Below are 22,876 nucleotides of genomic sequence, written 5' to 3'. Positions count from 1 at the left end.
CCCATGTGACGCCCGAGGTTTTAGCCATGCCCCATCCCGATGCGCCCCGCAGCTTTCAGGAAATCATTCTAAGGCTCCAGACCTATTGGGCAACCAAGGGCTGCGCGATCCTGCAACCCTACGACATGGAAGTGGGCGCGGGAACGTTCCATCCGGCGACGACTTTACGGTCACTGGGGTCAAAACCCTGGTCCGCCGCCTACGTGCAGCCGTCGCGCCGACCGACCGACGGCCGCTACGGCGAGAACCCGAACCGGCTCCAGCATTATTACCAGTACCAAGTGCTGATCAAACCCAGTCCGCCCGACCTTCAGGAGCTTTATCTCGGCTCACTTCAGGCCATCGGCATCGACGCCGAACTGCACGACATACGCTTCGTGGAGGACGACTGGGAATCCCCGACGCTGGGGGCTTGGGGACTGGGTTGGGAAGTCTGGTGCGACGGCATGGAGGTGTCGCAGTTCACCTATTTCCAACAGGTCGGCGGCCACGATTGCCATCCGGTATCCGGTGAATTGACCTACGGGTTGGAGCGTCTGGCGATGTACGTTCTGGGCGCGGATCACGTCATGGACATGCCGTTCAACGACCCGAACTCGCCCATCCCGCTGAGCTATGGCGACATCTTCAAGCAGACCGAGGAAGAATACGCCCGCTGGAACTTCGACACCGCCGACACCGCCATCCTGCTGCGCCATTTCGAGGAGGCCGAGGCCCACTGCGCCGAAATCCTGTCGCGCCCCGCGCAGGATCCGAAGACCGGCAAGCGTATCGTCATGGCCCACCCGGCCTATGACCAGTGCATCAAGGCCAGCCATATCTTCAACCTGCTGGACGCGCGCGGCGTGATCTCGGTGACCGAACGGCAGGCCTACATCGGGCGCGTGCGCACACTCGCCAAGGCCTGCGCCGATGCCTTCATCCAGACCGAAGCCGGCGGCTGGACCCCCGACGCACCGGGCGACGCCGCCTGACCGCCTGACGCGCGGGCGCGCTGCCATCACCATCAACGCCCTCTGTCGTCGTTTGTAATCCGTTCGGGCGGCCAATGGCCCTTCGCCCTGCCCCGTCCCTCGCGCCCCGGTCGCGGTTGCCCCTGCGCGGGGCGCGGTGTAACCCGCCCCGAAACCTAACGCAGCCGGGGCCACCGTGAGCAAATTCGCAGTCATCCTGATCCTCGGTGCCGCCATCGCGATGGGCGCGGGCCTCTGGTATGCGCAGACGCGCGGCTATTATGCCGTGATCGAAGGGCCGGTGACCCTGACGCTGACCTCCGACAGCGGCCTGACGACCATCCCCGCGACCGATGTGCAGGCCATCGCCTCCAATTCCTCCCCGCTGGGCTTCCGCGCGTGTTTTGCCCACGATCTGGACCTTGCCGCCCTGACCGACGAAATCGCCCCGCGTCCCGCCATCGCCCCCGCGCCCACGATTGCGCCCCCCTGGTTCGACTGCTTCGACGCCGAAACCGTGGGCGACCTGATCGACGACGGCACCGCCAGCGCCTTCATCGCCTACAAGAACGCGGCCTTCGGGGTCGATCGCATCGTGGCCCTGACCGACGATGGCCGGGGCTTCGCCTGGCACGAGTTGAACGACTGCGGCAAGAAAGCCTACGACGGCACCGCTGTCGGCGAAGCCTGCCCCGACAGGACCAATTTTGAACCTCTGATCGAGGGAAGCCTATGATGCCCGACCTGTTGATTGAACTCTTTTCGGAAGAGATCCCCGCGCGGATGCAACGCCGCGCTGCCGAAGACCTGAAAAAGCTCGTCACCGACGGCGTGGTGGAGGCCGGGCTGACCTACGCCGGGGCTGTCGCCCATTGCACGCCCCGCCGCTTGACCCTGGCCCTGCACGGCCTGACCGACGCCAGCCCCACCACCACCGAGGAACGGAAAGGCCCCCGCGTCGACGCCCCCGAAAAGGCGTTGGAGGGTTTTCTACGCTCCACCGGGCTGACACGCGACCAGCTTACCGTCGCCGACGACAAGAAGGGCCAGGTCTACGTCGCAAAGATCACCCATCGGGGCCGCCCCGCCGCCGCCATCGTGGCCGAAGTGCTGGAACATGCCATCCGCAACTTCCCCTGGCCCAAATCCATGCGCTGGGGCAACGGTTCGCTGCGCTGGGTGCGCCCGTTGCGGTCAATCCTCTGCATCCTGACGCGCGAGGACGGGGCCGAGGTCGTGCCGCTCGACATCGACGGCATCGTCGCGGGCGACACGACCGAGGGTCACCGCTTCATGGCTCCGGGCCGCTTTGCCGTCACCTCCTTCGACGATTACGAAGCCAAGCTGAAACGCGCCAAGGTGGTGCTGTCGTCCGAGGAACGCGCCGATCACATCTGGCAGGACGCCACCAATCAGGCCTTCGCCGCGGGCCTGGAAGTCGTTGAAGACGCCGGCCTTTTGGCCGAAGTCGCGGGCCTTGTCGAATGGCCCGTCGTGCTGATGGGCAAGATCGGCGACGCCTTCCTCGACCTGCCGCCCGAGGTGCTTCAGACCTCGATGAAAGAGCATCAGAAGTTCTTCTCCGTCCGCGACACATCCGGCAAGATCGTCCGCTTCGTCACCGTCGCCAACCGCGAGACGGCGGACGACGGCGCGACCATCCTGGACGGCAACAACCGCGTGCTGTCCGCCCGTCTGGCCGATGCCAAGTTCTTCTGGGAAAACGACCTGCGCGTGGCAAAGTCGGGCATGGAGACATGGACCGAGGCCCTCTCCAACGTCACCTTCCATGCCAAACTGGGCTGGCAATCCGAACGGATCGACCGCATCGCGGCCCTCGCCCACGAATTGGCCCCCGCCGTCGGGGCAGACCCCGAACTGGCCGTACGCGCCGCCCGTCTGGCCAAGGCAGATCTGTCGTCCGAAATGGTCTACGAATTCCCCGAATTGCAGGGCCTGATGGGCCGCTACTACGCCGAAGCCGCCGGCGAAGATCCCGCCGTGGCGCTCGCCGCGCAGGAGCATTATTCGCCGCTGGGGCCGTCGGATGATGTGCCCACCGCGCCCGTTTCGGTCGCTGTGGCGCTGGCCGACAAGCTGGACACGCTGGCCGGGTTCTGGGCCATCGACGAGAAGCCGACCGGAAGCAAGGACCCCTATGCGCTGCGGCGGGCGGCGTTGGGTGTCATTCGTTTGGTGTTGTCTGCCGATATGGAGCTTCCGCTCTATAACAAACTCCGCGACTGGATATTCTCGATACAACAGACCGACAGGTCTCTCAGCCTGCTGATATCTGCCAACAAGATAGAAGAAGCAAAGACCGAGCTCCGCTTATGTGAGAGATTGCCGACAGCACATCCTCAAAGAGAGGTCTTAATAGATTCTGCCGATGCCAACGTAACGGCATTGGTTAGTTCTCATGCAGCTTTAGACGCGCAATACAAAGATGGCGTGCGCAATGCTGGGCTTGCAGAGAGCGCTTCCACCGACCTCCTCGCCTTCTTCCACGACCGCCTCAAGCAGCACCTCAAGTCCGAGGGCATCCGCCACGACGTCATCGACGCCTGCCTGACCGGCGACCGGACGGACGACCTGGCCAATGTCACCGCCCGTGCCCGCGCGCTGAACGCGTTCCTTGCCACCGAGGACGGGGAGAACCTGTTGCAGGGGTACAAGCGGGCGAAGAACATCCTCGATCAGGCCGAGGAGAAGGATGGCGTCGAGTACAGCTATGGCGGCGACCCCAAGCTGGCCGAGACGGAGGAGGAGCGCGCCTTGTTCGACGCCCTGACCCCCGCCAAGCCCGCCATCGAGGCCGCCCTCGCGTCCGAGGATTATCCCGCCGCCATGTCCGCGCTGGCCCATCTTCGCGCGCCCATCGACGCCTTCTTTGAAGCCGTGCAGGTCAACGCCGAGAGCGAGATCGTCCGCCGCAACCGCCTCAACCTGCTTTCCGAAATTGTGCGCCTGTGCGCACAGATCGCAGATCTTGGGCGAATCGGTTCGTAAATCGCGTCGGACGCAGATCACCCGCGTATCACCCGCTCCGCATACGTCGTGCAGACCTGCAACAACTTGGGATTAGCGCTAACCGACAGGCTGGCCTGACAGAAATGATGCCGTAGTCTCAACATTGTAAATGTGCCTTTGCCGCAGCGCAAAATGCGCTATGCTGCATATGCACAATGACGAGGGTCGAGCCATGCTGGACACACCCGGTTTCACGCCCATCACCCCGACGGCCGACATCTCGGCCGAGCGGCACGGCAGTCGTGCGAAATGTCTGCAACGCCTAGTTCGCATGGACTTGTCAGTCCCGCAGACCGTCGCGATCCCGTTCAACACGGTGCGCGCCATCGCTGGCGGCAAGATGCCCGACCTCAACCACCTGATCGGCCTGTTCGAGGGTCAGCCCCTGCTCCTGTCGGTCCGGTCGTCCAGCCAGACGCCCGATTGGGGCGGGCCCGGCGCGGTGCTGAACATTGGCATGAACGACAAGGCGCACGCCTGGCTTTCCAACACCCTTGGGGACTGCGTCGCGGATGAGATATACCTGCGCTTCATCCGCTCTTTTTCCATTGAAGTCATGCGGTTGGACGAAGAACCCTTCGACGAGGCGACCACGCCCGCGGCCGCCCGAGCCGTCTACGAGGAGGAAATGGACGCCCCCTTCCCGCAGGACATCGCCGCGCAATTGTCCGTGGTTCTGCAAAGCATGGCGCGCGCCTGGGACGGCACCTCCGCCCGCCTGCTGCGCCAGGCCAAGGGGGCACCTGCCGATGCCGGACTGGGCCTCGTGGTTCAGCGCATGGCGCAAGGCATGGGTCCGGGGCAGTCCGGTGCCGGCGTCGTTCAATTCATCAGCCCAACCACCGGCGAGCCGCAGGTCACAGGCCGCTACATGGGACAGGCCATGGGGCGCGACGCCCTGCGCAACCGCGAGAACGCGATCTACCTGACACGCGACGATCGAGGCCCCTCGCTCGAGGAATTGCTGCCCGAGGTCTACGCTGAACTTCTGGAGGTGGGCGCGCGCTGCCGCATCCGGCTGCGCGAGGAAATGCAGGTCGAATTCACGATCGACCAAGGCCGCCTGGCCGTCCTCGATGCAGTACGCTGCCCACGCGATGCCCGCGCCAGCGTCGCCACCGCCGCCGCTCTGGCCCGCGACGGGATCATCCCGCGCTCCGAAGCGCTGCTGCGGATCGCGCCCGAGACGCTTTCGCGCCTGCTCCACCGTCAGATCGATCCATCCGCGCGTGCGACCGTCCTGGCCCGCGGCATCGCCGCATCTCCCGGTGCCGCCGCCGGCAAGCTGGTGTTCGACAGCGCGACAGCCCAGGCCAGCCTGTCACGGGATGAGCCTTGCATCCTCGTGCGCCGCGAGACGACGCCGGACGACGTGCGCGGCATGCACGCCGCCGACGGCGTGCTGACCGAACGCGGCGGCACCACCAGCCATGCCGCCGTCATCGCACGCGGCCTCGGCCTGCCTTGCGTGACTGGTGCGACGGGCCTGACCGTGGACGAGAAGAAGCGCTGCATCACGCTGGCCAACGGCACGCGGCTGCGCGAAGGCGACGAAGTGACGATCGACGGCTCGACCGGGGAAGTCCTTGCCGGACGCGTGCCCACCAGCGAACCAGCGCTGGACGGTGCGTTTGGAGACCTTATGAAATGGTCCGACGATGTGCGCGACATCGGCATTCGGGCAAACGCGGATACGGTCGCCGACGCGACCCTGTCGCGCACCTTTGGCGTTGACGGCATCGGGTTGTGCCGGACCGAGCATATGTTCTTCGACGGAAGCCGCCTGACCGTCATGCGCGAGATGATCTTTGCCGAGACACCGCCGGATCGCGCCGCCGCCCTGGAACGTCTGTTGCCGATGCAGCGCGATGACTTCACGGAGCTTTTCAAGTTGATGTCCGGCCTGCCGGTCTGCATCCGCCTGCTTGACCCGCCGCTGCACGAATTCCTGCCCTCCCAGACCGAAGGAATCCGCGCGTTGGCCGAAGCGTTGGATAGGCCGCTTTCGGAGGTCAAGGCACGCATCGAGTCGATGCAGGAATACAATCCAATGCTGGGGATGCGCGGTGTGCGCCTCGGGATCGCTGTGCCAGAGATCTACGAGATGCAGGCCCGTGCCATCTTTGAAGCCACGGTCGCGGCCCGCGCCGACGGCGCGGAAGTGTGCCCGGAGATCATGATCCCGCTGGTCACCGCGCGGCGAGAGGTCGAGTTGGTCAAGCGCCGGATCGACGCCATCGCCGGAGCCGTCCGCGCAGAGACGGACAGCACCTTCGAGTACCGCTTGGGCGTCATGGTGGAGACGCCCCGCGCGGCCCTGCGTGCGGGTGAAATTGCCGAAACCGCCGCCTTTCTCAGCTTCGGAACGAACGATCTGACGCAGATGACATATGGTCTGTCGCGCGACGATGCGGGGCGGTTTATGTCGGCCTACGTCAATGAAGGCGTCTACCCCGAGGATCCATTCGGAACGCTTGACGTCGACGGCGTGGGAGAGCTCCTCCTGCTGGGAGCCTCGCGCGGTAGAAAGGCGCGACCCGACGTGACTTTGGCACTTTGCGGTGAACACGGCGGCAGTCCCGAAGCCATCGCCTTCTGCCGGTTGGCAGGATTCGATTACGTCAGCTGCTCCCCGTTTCGGGTGCCCGTCGCCAAGTTGGCCGCTGCGCAGGCGACCCTTTTGGGCCAGCCAAGAACGAAATAACGGTCGATTTCGTCCTGAGACAGGCGATTTACCGCGCGATTCGACGCAAATTCCATGCCTGCGCGGTTTTGACCGCATTGCCCCCAGGGTGCACTTCCCGCAATAGGCGTTCGATCTTGGCGGATGCAGGCGAATCGCCGGCGTTTACCGTTATCTAAGGTTGGGGATGTAGACCCGCCAAAAGTAGCGATGTGAAGGTGTGTTTATGACGTTCAGTTTGGAACGGACGACGATTGGATCCATCCTCGTCCATTTAACCCTGTTGGCCTTGCTGTTTCTGGTGCCCGCCATCCCTGCCACGGCGCAATCTCTGGCGCTGCGTGTGGAAGACGGGACAATGGCATTTGACCGGTCGGACCGGTTGATCAATGGCAATCCGAACGGTGCAATGGTCGTCGCCGCGCGCCCCCTGTCGCAGCAGGGCCAACCGCGATCTCGCGATTACGCCCGGGGGCCAGCCATCTTCAACGATACTGCAATCGCCGCAGCCCCCCGCGCGACAGGCAACACGCAATGGCGGTGCCTGACCGAAGCGATCTATTTCGAGGCGCGTGGCGAGCCGGTGACGGGACAGGCAGCCGTCGCCGAGGTCATTCTCAATCGGGTCGACGCCGAAAACTACCCCGATACCGTCTGCGACGTCGTCAATCAGGGCACGGGGCGGCTGCATGCCTGCCAGTTCAGCTATACCTGCGACGGCACGCCTGAACGGGTAACCGAACCCGCCGCTTGGGACGTCGCGGGAAAAATCGCGCGTCGGCTGATCGACGGGGCTCCGCGCCGCTTGACAGGTGCGGCCACGCATTACCATGCAGACTACGTCAACCCGAATTGGGCACGCGTCTATCCGAAGACCGCGCAGGTCGGACGGCATCTGTTCTATCGTCAGATACCGGACGCCTGATCAGAAACGTCGCGCCGGGGGTTTTCCCGCGAGCGCCGTCGTGGTCTGTGGGGGAATTGCCACCACCGTCAAGATACGCCCATGCCCAGCCACGCTCAAGCCCGCCCCGGACAGGACGACCTGCGCCTCGCGTTTGCCGCGCCTCTGGATCGCGCGCGCGCCACGGGCCTGCCGCTCGACCGGATTTCGTTGCGGGAGCATATCCGAGACGTCGAGATAGGGGCCTTTCAGCAGGAACGCGGTGTGCTGCAACGGGTGCGCTTCGATATCGTGACCGAGGTTATTCCCGATACCGATGCCGTGGTCAGCGACGACGTCGATGGCATCTTGAGCTATGACACGCTGATCGATGCGATCGACATCGAGTTGGAGGCCGAACGCCTGAACCTACTCGAAACGCTGGCCGAACGCTTGGCCTCCCGTGTGCTTTTGAACGACCGCGCCGCCCGCGTTTTCGTTCGGATCGAAAAGTTGGATCGTGGTCCACACGTCCTGGGCGTCGAGATAGTGCGGTCGCGCACGCAGGCTCCGGCGGTGCAACTTGCCCACGACGCACCGCGCCCGCGCGTGATCCTGTTGCCCGCGGGCGCGCAAGACGACGATGATTTGCCCGCGCTTCTGGATCGGCTGGACGCCGATCCGGTACCCGCCGTCCTGATCGCCACGCCCGACTTCACCCCGCCGTCGGCCAATCATCCGATGGCCGCGCGCCGAATTGAACTTCTGGCGCTGGAACAGGCCGCTTGGCGGTTGGCCGCGCAGGACAGGCGCTGTGTCGTGGTCGACAGCCGGACGGAACTCGACTGGTCGATGCGCCATGCGGGGCTGACAGTCTGGGCCCCGGCCCGCCTGATCCTGGATGCAACCCATGCGCCGGACGGGACCGAGCCGCTCGATCTGGCCCGGTGGTTCGCCGCGACTTTTAACGCGGTGGAGTTGGTGACGCCCTTCCCGGCGGGTGCGGACATGCGACAGGCGAAAACCCTGGCCGCGATTTGATGCGCTACCTGCGGCCCCTGCCCCACCTGCATGCGACCGGTCCGCGCCTTGCAGGTGGCTGGATGCGTTTTGACGCCGTCGAGGTGCTGGAACGGGACCGCGCGCCGCTGGTCGTTCCCGTCGCCGACATTCCCCCGGACGATCTTGCGAGGTTGATCACGCCGCGCTCCCCCGTTGCCGGGATCGCAATGGACCGCCCATCGATAATGGGCATCTTGAACGTGACACCCGACAGTTTTTCGGACGGGGGCCGCTTTCTGCTCCCCGACGCGGCGACGGAGCACGCCGCCGCGATGGCCCGCGCCGACATCGTGGACGTGGGCGGCGAAAGCACGCGCCCTGGTGCCCTTGAGGTCGAAACTGCAGAAGAAATCGCCCGCATCCTCCCCGTGATCGATGTGTTGCGCGGCCGCCCCCTCTCCATCGACACGCGCAAGGCGGCGGTAGCGAAGGCCGCGCTGGACGCTGGGGCCTCACTGGTCAACGATGTCTCGGCCATGACGTTCGATCCGGCGATGGCTGCGACTGTTGCACAGGCGCAGGTCCCGGTGTGCCTTATGCACACGCAGGGTGCACCGGAAACAATGCAGAATGATCCGCGATATGCCGATGTCGCGCTGGACGTTTATGACGCCCTTGCCGCGCGCATTGCCGCGGCGGAGGCGGCGGGCATTCCCCGTTCGCGCATCATGGTCGATCCGGGCATCGGCTTTGGCAAGACGATGGCACACAACCTCGATCTGCTGCGTCGGATCGGCCTTTTTCACGGATTGGGCTTGCCGATCCTGCTGGGGGCGTCGCGCAAGAAATTCATTGGAACCCTGGGCGGCGCGCCAAAGGCCGCCGACCGGATGCCGGGCACACTGGCGGTCACGCTGGCCGCTGTGGCACAAGGCGTGCAAATGCACCGGGTCCACGACGCGGACCAGATCGCGCAAGGACTGGCGCTGTGGTGCGAAACGGGAGGATCCGATGGCCCTGTTTGGAACTGACGGCGTGCGCGGGCGCGCGAACGCGGGCAACATGACCGCCGAGATGGCGCTGCGCCTCGGTGCGGCCGCTGGTCGGTATTTCCGGCGCGAAGGCAGCGGGTCGGCCGCGCACCGTGTCGTGATCGGCAAGGACACGCGGCAATCGGGCTACATGCTGGAAAACGCGCTGACGGCCGGTTTGACCTCGACCGGGATGAACGTGCTGCTGCTCGGGCCCGTGCCAACACCCGCCGTGGGATTGCTGGCGCGATCGATGCGGGCGGATCTGGGAGTGATGATCTCAGCCAGTCATAATCCGGCGGACGATAACGGGATCAAGTTTTTCGGACCTGATGGCTTTAAATTATCCGACGAGGCCGAGGCCGAGATCGAACGTATGGTCACCGAAGGCGTGCGCCTTGCCGAAGCCCCGAACATCGGGCGCGCCAAGCGGATTGACGACGGACGCGGGCGCTATGTCGAGTACGCCAAGACGACGATTCCGCCCGGCATGTCGCTGGAGGGGCTAAAGGTCGTCATCGATTGCGCCAACGGCGCAGCCTATCGCGCGGCACCTGACGTTCTGTCGGAGCTGGGGGCCACGGTAATTCCCGTCGGGGTCGCCCCGAACGGGCGCAACATCAATGCAAATTGCGGGTCTACCCACACCGACACTTGCGCGCAGGCCGTCGTGGCGCATGGCGCGGACGTCGGCATCGCGCTGGACGGCGACGCCGACCGGGTGATGATCCTTGATGCGCAAGGCCGCGTGGCCGACGGCGATCAGCTTATGGCCTTGTTCGCCGCCCGCTGGGCCGAGGAGGGACGGCTGAAGGGCGGCACCCTGGTGGCAACCGTCATGTCGAACCTGGGGTTAGAGCGATACCTAGCCGATCAAGGGCTTGCCCTGCGTCGCACCAAGGTCGGCGACCGCCACGTGGTCGAGGCGATGCGCGCCGGCGGCTTCAACCTGGGCGGAGAACAGTCGGGCCATATCGTCATGACCGACTATGCGACGACCGGCGACGGGTTGATCGCGGGATTGCAATTCCTGGCCGAGATGGAGCGCACAGGCAAACCCGCCGCCGACCTGATGCACAGTTTCGCCCCCGTGCCGCAGCGTTTGGAAAACGTGAAATTTGCCGCCGGGGCAGCACCGCTGGACGCCCCAAGCGTTCTGAAGGCCATACGCGAAGCGGAATTGCAGTTGGAGGGAACAGGGCGCCTGCTGATACGGGCGTCGGGCACGGAGCCACTGATCCGCGTGATGGCAGAATGCGAAGACGGTGCCCTGCTCGACCGGGTGGTCGACACGGTCTCCGACGCGGTGCGGGGTGCCGCCTAGACGAAATGCAACGCAGCCCCGCCAAGCGCGGCCAGGGCCAGCGTTTCCAGGAGTCCGCGTTTGAGGACCAGCAGCCAACCAAAGGCGAAGACAGCAAGACCCAGCGCGCGCACGTCCAGTGAGGTGGGGTCGGGCAAGGGCGGCGCGCCGAACGCGACCCGGCCGAACAGAACATGCACCGCGAACCATACGGACAAGTTCGCGATGACGCCCGCAACCGCCGCCGACACCATGTCGAGCGCGCCGCGCATCCGGGGATTGGTCGTTACTCTTTCCAAGTGCGGAGCCCCGGCGAAGATCCACAGAAAGCACGGCACGAAGGTCGCCCAAAGCGTGACCAGCGCCGTCGCGATGGCCATCCAGACGCCACCTTGCGCGCCGCCCAGCCACCCGGTGAAGACGGTCACGAGGATCAGGGGACCGGGCGTGGTCTCTGCCAGGCCAAAGCCATCGACCATCTGCTCAGGGGTCAACCAATCGTGGGTTTCCACCGCCGTCTGCGCCAACGCGGCAAGCACAGCGTAGGCCCCACCAAAGCTGACCGTGGCAAGCCAGCTAAAGAACAGCCCCGCCTTGGCCGGGGTGGACGCCGGCGCGAAGGCAAGCAACGCCAGCAAGGGAACCCACCAGATCGCCAGCCAGACCGCCACTGTGCGCAGCGTCCGCGCCGGCGGACGGATCGCAGGCGACTTCGACCCGCGCGCCCCGCGCGCAGCCCCCAGCAGCAGCGCGGCCAACAACACAATCCAGAACGGCACCGCGAAGATGAACAGGGCCACGAAGGCCAGCACTGCGACAGCCAATGCGACTGGACCCTTGAGCGCTTTGGCTCTCAGCTTCCACAAGGCCGCCGCGACAATGGCCAGTGCCGCCGCCTTGACACCGAGAAACGCCGCTTCGACCAGCGGCAGGCGACCGAAGGAGAGGTAAAGCGCTGCCAGCAGCATCATCACCAGCGCACCGGGCACAACGAACAACAGGCCCGCCAGCAGGCCCCCTGCCGTGCCCCGCAGCCGCCAGCCAGCGAACGTCGCCAGCTGCATCGCCTCCGGTCCCGGCAGAAGGGTGCAGAAACCCAAACCGCGCAGATAGGTGTCTTCGTCGATCCAAGGGCGCTCCTCGACCAACTCGCGGTGCATCAGGGCGATCTGCGCCGCCGGGCCGCCGAAGGACAGCAAACCGATCCGCCCGAAAACGCGGATCATCTCGGACCAGTCGGGACGGATCATTTGCGTGCTCCGGCCAGCAGATCGTCGATCAGATCGAGCGCCGCCTCAGGGTTGCCGGTACGTGCAAGCCGTCCTCGCAGGACGCGCTCGGCCCCGAGTGCGTTGTCGAAAATCAATTGCGCAACGACAGGGTGCGATAACTCCAGGGAAGCAGCGAGCGTTTCGGCATCCTGCGGCAGGGCTTCAGCCTGCCAGGTGCTGCAGGCCGCCTCGATCTGTCCGCGCGCGACGGCAAGAGCCTGCGAGCTGGGGTCGATCAAACGGCGCAACAGCCAGAGCGCCGCGACCTCCGATAACGTCGGATCCAGCGACATGACCCAGCGGGTGGGCAGGTCCAGAGTGACGGTGGATAAATTTGCAGCAATCCAAGCCAGGTGCCCTCCCGTGAGAACGCAGGCCTCCTTGCCGCGCGCCCGCAACAGGGCGGCGGCCAACTGACTGATCTTGCCGCCCTTCTGGCAATAGACGACGCAGGGACCACCGGGCCCCGCACCCTCCTCGATCTCCGCCAGTGTCAGGCGGCGGGCAGTCGGAAGGCGCGTGGGATCGGCGCAGGCATCCTCCTCGGTCCGGACGTCGAGGATCGCGGGCGCGTCCGGCGAAGTGAGGGCCGGGAAAAGGATTTCGGGCGAGGTAAACAGGTGAGCCAAGGGGCATCCTCCGAGTAAACGGCTTCAAGGATGCGCGACTTGGGCATGATGCCTGAAACGGGGTGTGCGCGACCCCTGCAATAACTTTGGCAGAGGTCGCGCGCCTTGAAAAGACCTAGCCCGCGTGGATCAGCGTGCCGAACAGGCGCGGCTCCAGAGTCTCGGCTGCGAAAAGCCCCCCGTGGGTCAAGACTGAAACGGCGTCATGGCTGTGCAGGCTTTCCTGGTGGCTTGCAACGACGCGGAAGTCGGCCACGCCCTCCAGCGCCTCAAGGCCCTCGGCGAACAGGCGCGCGGCGTCTTCGACGAAGATCGGGTTCGCCGCATTGAGCTCCGCAAAGGCTTGCTCATCCTCGCGTTTGACCATGACCTGCGTTTCGGTTGGGACGGCGCGGCGGCACATCTCGATGATGTCCTCGACCACGATGCCGCCCGTCACCTCGACCGAGAGGCGCGCGACCGAGCGTTGCGAGTGGGGCGTCGCCATTTGCCCGCGCGTGCGCCGGGCGTGTTCCGACAGTTCGAGGGAACACGGGCAGGTCGAGGAATAGACGTAGTCGAGGTGCAACACCCGGCGGCGCGCCCGGCCTGTCTGGATCACTTCCATCGAGACGTCGTAATATTGCCAGCCGGACAGGCCCGACCGCAGGCTTTCCACCCTGAGCGGCAGCGCGAAAGTCAGCAGCAGGCGCGCATCGAAACTTTCCAGGTCGGCCAGGTAATCGTCCAGCGCCGCATCCACCACTTCGAAGCCGACACAGGCCTCCGCATGATTGTAAAAGCTGCGCATGATCCGGGACATGTTGATGCCCTTCTTTCCCGCGTCCAGGCTTACGGTGCCAGTCACCGACACCTCGGCCAGGTGGGGCGCATTGCGCGTCGCCACCTGCATCGGCAGGCGGAAATTCGAGATGCCGACGTGCTGAATGTGACGGTCGGCCCCCTTGATCAGGCTGGCCGGGCCGTTCTGCAAATCGGGCAGCGTTGCACGATAGGCTTCGTCCGAGACGTGATCTGGGTAAGTCACCGAGAGATCGGGATAGAGTGTAGCCGCCGCATCGGGCGCGCTGTCGGCATAGCGCCTGAGAAGCGAAAGCGCCTCCTGCGCTTCGGCTTCGGTTGGTTGGCGTTCAATATCCGGTGTGTGGACGTTCATGCGCCCCTCCCTTCGGTTCTCGCTCGGGAGCCAAAGGTGGGGTTAATCCCGCCGATGGCAAGTGTGTTTACCATACTTACGTGTCATCGCCCCGTCGGGATCAGTCCGAAGCGACGAAACTGATGCGACAAGCGGAAGTTTCATGTCGGTCGCCGGGATGGTGACAGCAGCACGTATCTGAGGGGCCGCAGCCAGTACCTGCCACCCATGCCGAATGAAGAATGGCCGCGCCATGTCGCTTGCACGTGTGGTCAGAGCCGACAGACCCCGCGCCACCGCGTGGTTCACGATCATTGCCAGAAGGGCATCGGCGGTGCCCGTCCCGCGCGCCTCCGGCAAGACATAGGCAAGGTCCAGATACCCCTCGGGCGTCATGGTCATGAAACCGGTAACGATGCCACCCTCCTCGGCGGCGAAGACGATCTGATTTGCCAGATGCGCGGCAAAGGCTTCGATCTCGGGTCGAACAGGCAGCCAAGCCTGACGTTGCTCGTCGGAGTAGCGCGGCGCGGCCCCCTCGTGGACGCCGCGCCAGAAGACTTCGATCAGGACGGGAAGGTCTTCCGACCGCCCACGGCGCAACTGGCGCGTCATCGCACTGCTCCGTCAGGCCGCGTCGAGTGCGTTCAGAATGTCGTCGATCAGGTCGCCCGTATCTTCCAGTCCGCAGGACAAACGGATCAGGCCGGGCGTGATGCCCAGAGCGGCCTTCCGGTCTTCGGGCAGGCGTTGGTGCGTGGTGGTATAGGGCGGTGTCGCGATCGTCTTGGCGTCACCCAGATTGTTGGAGATGATGATGATCTCAAGCGCATTGAGGAATCTGTACGCCGCGTCCTTGCCGCCCTTGATGTCGAAGGAGAGGACAGTGCCGCCCGCCTCCATCTGCCGGATGGCGAGGTCGTACTGCGGATGGCTCCGGTCATGCGGGTAAAGGACCCGGACCAGTTTCGGGTGCCCGTCCAGCGCGGCGGCCACTTTTGTCGCCGTATCGGTCTGCGCACGGACGCGCAGGTCCAGGTGCTCCAACCCCTTGAGCATTACCCAGGCGTTAAAGGGCGACATGCTGCCGCCGGTATGCTTGAGATAGGGTTCGGCGGTGCCACGCACGAACTCCTGCTTGCCGCAGATCACGCCGCCCAGACAGCGGCCCTGTCCGTCGATGTGCTTGGTCGTCGAATAGACGATGACGTCCGCACCTAACTCCAATGCGCGTGAATACGTCGGCGTGGCAAAGACGTTATCGACCACCACCACCGCGCCGACCGCATGGGCCAGATCTGCGACGCCCGCGATGTCGATGACCTCCAGCGTCGGGTTGGAAATCGTCTCGAAGAACGCGACGCGTGTGTCAGGGCGCAGAGCCGCTTTCCATGCCTCAAGGTCCGTCCCGTCGATCAACGTCACCTCGACCCCGAAACGCGGCAGGATCTCCTCCAGGATATAAAGGCAGGACCCGAACAGCGCACGGGCGGCGACAACGTGATCTCCCGCCTTCAGAATCGACATCATGGTACCGTTCACCGCCGCCATGCCGGACGCGCAGGCGAAGGCGTCTTCCGTCCCTTCGAGTGCGGCAATGCGATCTTCGAACATCGCGACCGTCGGATTGCCGTAGCGGGCATAGATGAAATTCTCGCGCGAGGAGTTGAGGAAGCGCTCCTCCGCGTCCTCGGCGGTGGGATAGACGAACCCCTGCGTGAGGAACATTGCCTCCGAAACCTCACCGAACTGACTGCGGCGAATTCCAGCGTGCACGGCATTGGTGCGCGGTTTGCGGGGCTTGGACGGCGTGTCTTTCATGGCGGCCTCCTTCAGGGGGGCATGGACGTGGCACCAGATAATCGGAGGAGGACAGCGAATGCCCCGGACCTCTTTAGCGGAATTTCGAGACCGGTGTCTCCGAGGGCCGCAAGCTGGTTCAAATCCCCTCGCTGATCGCCTAGCGCGCGGGCATTGCCGGGTCAAGCTGAGCCGAAGGGGCAACCTGATCCGGTGATACCTTGCATTGCGCGGATCTGTGGCAAAGGGTGGCGGCGACCAATCTCCGGAGGCTCCAATGACCCAGCCAATCGACCTGTATTTCTGGCCGACGCCGAACGGTTGGAAAGTTTCCATCGCGCTGCACGAATTTGACCTGCCGTACACTCTGCACCTGGTGGATATCGGCGCGGGCGACCAGTTCAAGCCTGACTTCCTGGCGATAAGCCCCAACAACCGCATGCCCGCCATCGTTGACCCTGACGGCCCTGATGGCGCGCCCATCGCCATCTTCGAAAGCGGCGCGATCCTGCAATACCTCGCGCGCAAGACCGGTCGGTTCTACGGCAGTACCGAGCGGGAGCGTATTGCGGTCGACCAATGGCTGATGTGGCAGATGGGCGGCGTCGGTCCCATGGCCGGCCAAGCACATCACTTCCTGAAATATGCGCCCGCGATGGATCCGCCCAACGACCTGCCTTATGCCAAGGATCGGTACCGCAACGAAGTCGCGCGACTTTACGGCGTGCTGGACCGGCAACTGGCCCACAACCGCTACGTTGCGGGCGATTTCTACTCCATCGCCGACATGAGCCTTTGGGGCTGGGTCTCGTTATGGGAGGGGCAGGAGCAGACGCTTGATGACAAACCCAACCTGGCCCGGTGGCTGGACGAGGTGGGCGCACGGCAGGGGGTTCAAGCGGGACGCGCGCTTCGGGCCGACCTGCGGGGGGATTTCCGCAAGGACAAGGACGCGCAGAACATGCTCTTCAAGACGAAGACGTGAAGCGAGAATTCGCCACCGAGGCTGGCGAGTCGATCCATATATGTCATAGGATGCAATCGAGGGAATGGGAGACGGGCACGTGGGCTCACCGGGATTACAGAAAACCGCCTTTGCGGCGTTGGCCGTGCTTGTGACGCTGGCCGGTCTGGGCGTTCTGTCCGGCGGGGGGCTCTGACCAATGGGACAACGGTTCGGCGGAGAGTTCAGCCCCCAAGGCAAGTCGGCTGTGCCGGGCAAGGGTACGCCCCCGCCCGCGCAGTTAAAATCACCGCTCAGGGGACAGGCGCGCACGACCATCCTGATGGCGCTGGCCGTCATCCCCGTTTTCGCCTCGTTCTTTTCGGACGGCGCTCTTGGGTTGGCGGGCGGCATCGCGGCCGGGGCCGCAATCTTTTCCGGCGCGCTCCTGACGCGTGAAGGCCTGAAAGCGGAAGCTGCCTGGGCCGAGCGTCGCATCGCGCGCCGCCCCGCCATCCCACGCAAGATCTTCGGTGCGATCGTCGTCGGCGTGGGTGTGATGCTGGCTGCCGGAATCGGACCTGCGGGTGCGATCTATGGCTTGGTCGCCGCCGCGCTGCACATCGCGTCCTTCGGTCTGGACCCGATGTCGGACAAGGGAATGGAGGGGATCGACGCCTTCCAGACCGAACGCGTCGCCCGGTCGATCGAGGAAGCCGAGAAACACCTGTCCGCGATGAACGACGCCGTGTTGCGCGCCCGGGACCGCGAGGCGTTGACCCGCGTCGAAGCCCTGTCCGGCAAGGCCCGCGCCATGTTCCGCACGGTCGAGGATGACCCGCGCGACCTCAGCTCGGCGCGCAAGTTCCTGGGGGTCTATCTCATGGGCGCGCGCGATGCGACGGTGAAGTTTGCAGACCTGTATGCGGCCAACCGCGACCCGGCCGTGAAAGCCGACTATTTCAAACTGATCGACGATCTGGAGCGGGGATTCGATGCCAAGCGCGAGACGCTGCTTGTATCGGATCGAACAGATCTGGACGTCGAAATCGAAGTTCTGCGGGATCGTCTCAAAGCAGACGGCCTGTCAACGGGAGAGTAAATCATGGACACCGCAACACGCCAGAAGGCCGCCGCAGAAACCGCGGAGGTCGATCGGATCGCCGCCGTCAACCTGCCTGAGCCGGGCACCCAGATCGTGGCATTGGAACAGGCAGACGCGCCCGTCGCGGCGTCCATACGACAGCGCATGGACGAGTTGGACATGACCAACACCCAGTCGATCATCAGCTTCGGCTCCTCCGCGCAGGCCGAGTTGCAGCAGATTTCGCAGGCGATGCTGGCCGACGTGAAGAACAAGGACGTCGGGCCAGCGGGCGACTCGCTGCGCAATATCGTCTCGACCATCCGGGGGTTCTCGGTCTCCGAACTGGACGTACGCCGCAAGCGGTCGTGGTGGGAAAAGCTGCTGGGCCGCGCCGCACCTTTCTCGAACTTCATCGCCAAGTTCGAGACCGTGCAAGGACAGATCGACAAGGTGACCGACGACCTGCTCAAGCATGAGCATGTGCTGCTCAAGGACATCAAGTCGCTGGACAAGCTCTACGAGAAGACGCTCGATTTCTACGAGGAGCTGGGCCTTTATATTTCTGCCGGAGAGGCCAAGCTGGCCGAACTGGACACAACTGTGATCCCCGACAAGGAAAAGACGGTGGAAGCCCTGCCCGAGGCTGACAAGATGATCGGCAGCCAGGAACTTCGTGATCTGCGCGCCGCCCGTGACGATCTGGAGCGCCGGGTCCACGACCTGAAGTTGACCCGCCAAGTGACGATGCAATCCCTGCCCTCCATCCGGCTGGTGCAGGAGAATGACAAGAGCCTCGTCACCAAGATCAATTCGACCCTCGTGAACACGGTCCCGCTTTGGGAGACGCAGTTAGCGCAGGCCGTGACCATTCAGCGGTCCCGCGAGGCCGCCGAGGCGGTGCGCGATGCCAACGATCTGACCAACGAATTGCTGACCGCCAACGCCAAGAACCTGCGCGATGCGAATTCAATCGTGCGCAAGGAGATGGAGCGCGGCGTCTTTGACATCGAAGCCGTCCGACAGGCCAACGAGGACCTTGTCGCCACCATAAACGAGAGCCTGCAAATCGCCGACGAGGGCAAGGCCCGTCGCGCCGAGGCCGAAAAAGAACTGGAACACATGGAAAAAGAACTGCGAACCACACTGGCATCAGCCACGGCGCGCAAGGACGGCGTCGGCTCCAATGCCGGAACATCGGTTCCCCGCGATTGATGCGACTGCTGCGTTCCGTCACATCGGCCCTGCTCGGGACCTTCCTTGTCGCGTGCCAGCCAGCATCGCAAGGCTCTGTCCCCGTGTCATCGGCCGCCGCCCCGCCCCCCGCCGCCTTGTCGGTGGCGAAACAGGGGGAACCGATGTCCGACGAGAGCCGGTCGCTTGCCTTGTATTATGCCCGGTTGCAGGCACGTCTGCAGGCTGAGGGTCTGTTGCGCCAGGACATCGGGTCAAACGTCAGCTATTCCGCCGCCGATCTGGCGCGCAACTTCGAACGTATCGCGCTCTATTCGGAGTATACGCAGGTTGGCGGGCGATATGTCGCGCGTCAAAGCCGTGCTGAACTGCGCCGCTGGGAGCGTCCGGTGCGGATACAGCTTCATTTCGGCCCCGCGGTCCCCGATACGATGAAGCGGGCCGATCGGCTGCGCATCCTCGCCTATGTCAGCCGCCTGCGCCGCGCGACCGGGCACCCGATGAGCGTGGTCGGCTCCAACGGCAACTACCATATCTTCATCGCCACTGTGGACGAGCAGCGCCGCCTCGGCCCGCAGATCCGGGCTGCGGAACCGGGTCTGTCCAGTCAGGTCGTGCGCGAGATCACTTCGCTCAGCCGTTCGACCTATTGCGCGGTCTATGCGTCGTCATCGTCGGACCAGCCGAACGCCTATATCTCCGCTATCGCCTTCGTGCGCGCCGAGCATCCAGATCTGTTCCGTCAATCCTGCTACCATGAGGAAATCGCCCAAGGAATGGGCCTGGCAAACGACGACCCGAACGTGCGTCCCTCAATCTTCAACGACGACGAGGAGTTCGCCCTGCTGACGCGCCACGACGAACTTCTGCTGCGTATGCTTTACGACCACCGCCTGCGCGTGGGCATGTCCGCCGAGGAAGCGCGCCCGATCGTCGCCCGTATCGCGGGCGAGCTGCGAGGATCGGGGCCGGTTTGATCACCTGCCCCGACGGACAAGGCTACAATTGACGCGCCCGGGTCCCTAAGTGTTCTAATCATCGCGACCGGCCCGACATCCGGCATCACCAACTTGCAGGGAGCCATTCATGTCCATCCTCGATTTCCTTTCCGGACAGTTCATCGACGTCATCGAGTGGACGGACGACACCCGTGACACCCTCGTCTACCGGTTCGAGAGGCACGGCCACGAGATCAAGTATGGTGCCAAGCTGACGGTCCGTGAGGGTCAGGCCGCCGTGTTCATCCACGAAGGGCAATTGGCCGACGTGTTCATGCCAGGTCTGTACATGTTGGAAACCAACAACATGCCCGTCATGACGACGTTGCAGCACTGGGACCACGGATTCAAATCGCCCTTCAAGTCTGAAATCTATTTCGTATCGACGACGCGGATGACGGATCTGAAGTGGGGCACAAAGAACCCGATCACGCTGCGCGACCCCGAGTTCGGGCCGGTCCGCCTGCGTGCCTTTGGCACCTACACGATCAAGGTCGCCGACCCCGGCCGGTTCCTAACCGAGATCGTGGGCACCGACGGCGAGTTTACCCGCGACGAGATCCAGTACCAAATTCGCAACATGATCGTGCAGAGCGCCTCCCGCTCTTTGGCCAGCAGTCGTATTCCCGTGCTGGACATGGCGGCGAACACCGATGACCTGGGCAAGATCGTTGCCGATCAGATTTCGGCCACGACCGCTGAATACGGGCTTATCGTGCCCGAGCTTTACATCGAGAACATCTCCCTGCCCCCCGCAGTCGAGGAGGCATTGGACAAGCGCACGTCGATGGGCGTGCTGGGCGACCTGCACAAGTACCAGCAATACGCCACCGCCGAGGCGATGCAGGATGCGGCCAAGACGCCGAACTCCGGAATGGGGGCCGGGCTTGGCATGGGGATGGGCATGGGCATGGCACAGCAGATGGCCAACCCCGGCCCTTGGGGGGCCGCCCCCGCGCAGGCACCTGCCGCACCGCCCCCACCGCCGGTCGAACATGTCTGGCACGTGGCCGAGGGCGGGCAAACCAAAGGTCCCTTCAGCAAAGCACGCTTGGGCCGCATGGTGACCGATGGCGAAATCACCCGCGAGACATACGTGTGGACGCAAGGTCAGGACGGTTGGAAAAAGGCCGACGATGTCGACGAGCTAGCACAGCTGTTCACCGTCATGCCGCCCCCGCCCCCGCCGGGCATCTGATGCGGCTTCTTCGTTTCGAAAATATCATGGGGAGAGCGAGGGGCTAGCCCCTCGCATTCGCCGCGCGTGCCATTCCCCTTCCCCCCCCGACGGACGTGGCTCAAGGCGTTGCATTGGTCCGTCGTGCCGCTGTTCATCTGGTTTTTGCTGGTACAGCCCCGTGACGTTGCGTCCTGGGGCAACTGGGCGGTGAAACTGCATTCGATATTCGGGTTGATCTTCGTGGCCATGTGCCTGACCTGGACGGTCTCGCTGATCTGGCAGGGGCTTGCGTCTCGGCCCGGACCCAAGCTGCGGGGCTGGGCGCGCCGAATCCACCGCCCGCTGCACCTGACGATCATCTGGGGTCTGTTCGGTGTGGCCCTGACCGGCTTCCTGCTGGGTCTGACGGCCAGCCGCATCCTGTTCGCGGGTACGATCCTGCCGATTGCGCCGCCCATGGGCCTGCCGGAGGCCAACCAATGGGTCGGCACCCTGCACACGGTCGAATTTTACGCCCTGGGCGTGGTGGTCGGCTTGCATGCCGCATATCATATCTGGCGGCACTACCGTTTGCGCGACAATGCGTTGCGCATCATGGCCCCCAAAGCCCTGCAGAGGTTTCTGTGAAAGTCCCCACTATCCCGCTGCCCGAGGCCGAACGCCCGCCTGAAGTCCCCAAGACGCAGGAACACCGCTTCCCCTGCGACGCCTGCGGCGGCGATATGCGGTTTGATCCCGGTGCGGAGGCGATGACCTGCGATCATTGCGGCAACGTTACCGACCTCCCCCATGCGGCTGACACGATCCGTGAAATCGCCATCGAACGTGGCCTGAATGCCGACAGCGCCGTGCAGGAGGAGACGCAAGTTCTCAACTGCACGAATTGCGGTGCACAGGTGGAATTCGACCCCCATATTCATGCCGCCGAATGCCCGTTCTGCGCCACCCCCGTCGTGACCGGCACGGGCGTCAACCGGCACATCAAACCCGCCGCCGTCCTGCCCTTCGACTTGCAGGAGGCACAGGCACATGACGCGATGAACAAGTGGCTGGGCAGTTTGCGGTTCGCGCCGAACGGCCTTCAAAAATATGCCCGCAAGGGGCAGAAGATGTCGGGCATCTACGTGCCGTTCTGGACCTTCGATGCGCTGACCGACTCGAACTATTCCGGCCAGCGCGGCGATGTCTATTACGTGACCGAGACCGTGATGCGCGACGGCAAGCCGACGCGGGTGCAGGTACCCAAGGTGCGCTGGACGCCGCGGTCAGGGCGCGTGCGGCGGTTCTTCGATGACGTTGTCATCCTGGCCTCCACTTCCCTGCCCAAGCGCCATACCGACGCATTGGAACCTTGGGATCTGTCCGCCCTTGCCCCCTATGCGCCGCAGTATCTTGCCGGATTCCGTGCCGAGGCCTACCGCGTCGATCTGGAGACCGGCCTGACCGAGGCGCGCGCCCGGATGGATGCCGTCATCGCCCGCGACGTTCGCATGGACATCGGCGGCGACCAGCAACGCATCAGCCGGATCGACACACGCATGTCCGACGTCACCTTCAAGCATGTCCTCCTCCCGGTCTGGGTCGCAGCCTACAAATACGGCGGCGAAAGCTATCGCTTCGTGGTCAACGGCCAGACTGGGCGTGTGCAGGGGGAACGCCCGTATTCCAAGATCAAGATCGCCATCGCCGTGGTTTGCGCGTTGATCGTGGCGGCCATCGTCGGCTACATCGCCGCACAGTCCTGAAGGAAGACATCC

Annotated in this window: 20 protein-coding genes; 15 read left to right on the top strand and 5 right to left on the bottom strand. The window is 64.4% G+C overall.

Annotated elements, in window-relative coordinates; all coding sequences use genetic code 11:
* Nucleotides 1-26: 26 nt before the first annotated feature.
* The 8 genes from BLV27_RS08765 (at nucleotide 27) to glmM (ending at nucleotide 10,906) form a co-directional block, all read left to right on the top strand.
* Nucleotides 27-974 (top strand): glycine--tRNA ligase subunit alpha, encoded by a 948-nt coding sequence (locus BLV27_RS08765; protein WP_092645010.1) that lies wholly within the window; start codon nucleotides 27-29, stop codon nucleotides 972-974.
* Between the two features lie 175 nt (nucleotides 975-1,149).
* A complete protein-coding gene (locus tag BLV27_RS08760) occupies nucleotides 1,150-1,689 on the top strand; it encodes a DUF6446 family protein (RefSeq protein WP_244504597.1) in 540 nt (179 codons plus the stop codon).
* On the top strand, nucleotides 1,689-3,962 hold the full coding sequence (gene glyS, locus BLV27_RS08755) for a glycine--tRNA ligase subunit beta (RefSeq protein WP_092645267.1): 2,274 nt from the start codon (nucleotides 1,689-1,691) through the stop codon (nucleotides 3,960-3,962). Before BLV27_RS08760 ends, glyS begins: the two co-directional genes overlap by 1 nt.
* A gap of 193 nt (nucleotides 3,963-4,155) precedes the next feature.
* Complete coding sequence (locus tag BLV27_RS08750; RefSeq protein ID WP_092645008.1) at nucleotides 4,156-6,687, top strand: putative PEP-binding protein; 2,532 nt, start codon at nucleotides 4,156-4,158, stop codon at nucleotides 6,685-6,687.
* Between the two features lie 205 nt (nucleotides 6,688-6,892).
* Nucleotides 6,893-7,591, top strand: a complete 699-nt coding sequence (locus BLV27_RS08745) for a cell wall hydrolase (protein ID WP_244504596.1) — start codon at nucleotides 6,893-6,895, stop codon at nucleotides 7,589-7,591.
* A gap of 81 nt (nucleotides 7,592-7,672) precedes the next feature.
* On the top strand, nucleotides 7,673-8,590 hold the full coding sequence (locus tag BLV27_RS08740) for a dihydroneopterin aldolase (protein WP_092645006.1): 918 nt from the start codon (nucleotides 7,673-7,675) through the stop codon (nucleotides 8,588-8,590).
* Nucleotides 8,590-9,582, top strand: a complete 993-nt coding sequence (gene folP, locus BLV27_RS08735; protein WP_092645004.1) for a dihydropteroate synthase — start codon at nucleotides 8,590-8,592, stop codon at nucleotides 9,580-9,582. Before BLV27_RS08740 ends, folP begins: the two co-directional genes overlap by 1 nt.
* The gene (glmM, locus tag BLV27_RS08730; RefSeq protein ID WP_092645002.1) at nucleotides 9,563-10,906 is read left to right on the top strand and encodes a phosphoglucosamine mutase; all 1,344 of its coding nucleotides are present in this window, start codon (nucleotides 9,563-9,565) and stop codon (nucleotides 10,904-10,906) included. Before folP ends, glmM begins: the two co-directional genes overlap by 20 nt.
* Here glmM and chrA read toward each other — a convergent pair.
* From chrA to metZ, 5 genes are all read right to left on the bottom strand, one after another.
* Nucleotides 10,903-12,135 (bottom strand): chromate efflux transporter, encoded by a 1,233-nt coding sequence (chrA, locus tag BLV27_RS08725; protein ID WP_092645000.1) that lies wholly within the window; start codon nucleotides 12,133-12,135, stop codon nucleotides 10,903-10,905. The two genes, glmM and chrA, sit on opposite strands and share 4 nt — an antisense overlap.
* A complete protein-coding gene (locus BLV27_RS08720; protein WP_092644998.1) occupies nucleotides 12,132-12,785 on the bottom strand; it encodes a rhodanese-like domain-containing protein in 654 nt (217 codons plus the stop codon). Before BLV27_RS08720 ends, chrA begins: the two co-directional genes overlap by 4 nt.
* A 115-nt stretch (nucleotides 12,786-12,900) precedes the next feature.
* Nucleotides 12,901-13,941, bottom strand: coding sequence for a GTP cyclohydrolase FolE2 (gene folE2, locus BLV27_RS08715; protein ID WP_092644996.1), 1,041 nt, complete (start codon nucleotides 13,939-13,941; stop codon nucleotides 12,901-12,903).
* Nucleotides 13,942-13,983: 42 nt separating this feature from the next.
* The gene (locus BLV27_RS08710; protein WP_092644994.1) at nucleotides 13,984-14,535 is read right to left on the bottom strand and encodes a GNAT family N-acetyltransferase; all 552 of its coding nucleotides are present in this window, start codon (nucleotides 14,533-14,535) and stop codon (nucleotides 13,984-13,986) included.
* Nucleotides 14,536-14,547: 12 nt separating this feature from the next.
* Nucleotides 14,548-15,741: an O-succinylhomoserine sulfhydrylase gene (gene metZ / locus BLV27_RS08705; RefSeq protein WP_092644992.1), complete on the bottom strand. Its 1,194-nt coding sequence runs from the start codon at nucleotides 15,739-15,741 to the stop codon at nucleotides 14,548-14,550.
* Between the two features lie 256 nt (nucleotides 15,742-15,997).
* Here metZ and BLV27_RS08700 point away from each other — a divergent pair, with 256 nt between their 5' ends.
* The 7 genes from BLV27_RS08700 to BLV27_RS08670 all read left to right on the top strand — a co-directional run bounded on the left by BLV27_RS08700 (nucleotide 15,998) and on the right by BLV27_RS08670 (nucleotide 22,864).
* Nucleotides 15,998-16,705: a glutathione S-transferase N-terminal domain-containing protein gene (locus tag BLV27_RS08700; RefSeq protein WP_092644990.1), complete on the top strand. Its 708-nt coding sequence runs from the start codon at nucleotides 15,998-16,000 to the stop codon at nucleotides 16,703-16,705.
* 178 nt (nucleotides 16,706-16,883) lie between these two features.
* The gene (locus BLV27_RS08695; RefSeq protein ID WP_092644988.1) at nucleotides 16,884-17,765 is read left to right on the top strand and encodes a 5-bromo-4-chloroindolyl phosphate hydrolysis family protein; all 882 of its coding nucleotides are present in this window, start codon (nucleotides 16,884-16,886) and stop codon (nucleotides 17,763-17,765) included.
* 3 nt (nucleotides 17,766-17,768) lie between these two features.
* Nucleotides 17,769-18,962: a toxic anion resistance protein gene (locus BLV27_RS08690; protein WP_092644986.1), complete on the top strand. Its 1,194-nt coding sequence runs from the start codon at nucleotides 17,769-17,771 to the stop codon at nucleotides 18,960-18,962.
* A gap of 143 nt (nucleotides 18,963-19,105) precedes the next feature.
* Nucleotides 19,106-19,918 (top strand): DUF2927 domain-containing protein, encoded by an 813-nt coding sequence (locus BLV27_RS08685; RefSeq protein WP_244504595.1) that lies wholly within the window; start codon nucleotides 19,106-19,108, stop codon nucleotides 19,916-19,918.
* Nucleotides 19,919-20,027: 109 nt separating this feature from the next.
* Nucleotides 20,028-21,137: an SPFH domain-containing protein gene (locus tag BLV27_RS08680; protein WP_092644982.1), complete on the top strand. Its 1,110-nt coding sequence runs from the start codon at nucleotides 20,028-20,030 to the stop codon at nucleotides 21,135-21,137.
* A 66-nt stretch (nucleotides 21,138-21,203) separates the two neighbouring features.
* The gene (locus BLV27_RS08675; RefSeq protein WP_092644980.1) at nucleotides 21,204-21,746 is read left to right on the top strand and encodes a cytochrome b/b6 domain-containing protein; all 543 of its coding nucleotides are present in this window, start codon (nucleotides 21,204-21,206) and stop codon (nucleotides 21,744-21,746) included.
* Nucleotides 21,743-22,864: a TFIIB-type zinc ribbon-containing protein gene (locus BLV27_RS08670; protein WP_425283650.1), complete on the top strand. Its 1,122-nt coding sequence runs from the start codon at nucleotides 21,743-21,745 to the stop codon at nucleotides 22,862-22,864. Before BLV27_RS08675 ends, BLV27_RS08670 begins: the two co-directional genes overlap by 4 nt.
* The last annotated feature ends 12 nt before the right edge of the window (nucleotides 22,865-22,876 follow it).

The organism is Jannaschia faecimaris (genome assembly GCF_900107415.1).
GTDB classification, from domain to species: Bacteria; Pseudomonadota; Alphaproteobacteria; order Rhodobacterales; family Rhodobacteraceae; genus Jannaschia; species Jannaschia faecimaris.
This window is presented reverse-complemented; position numbering and strand designations above follow the sequence as displayed.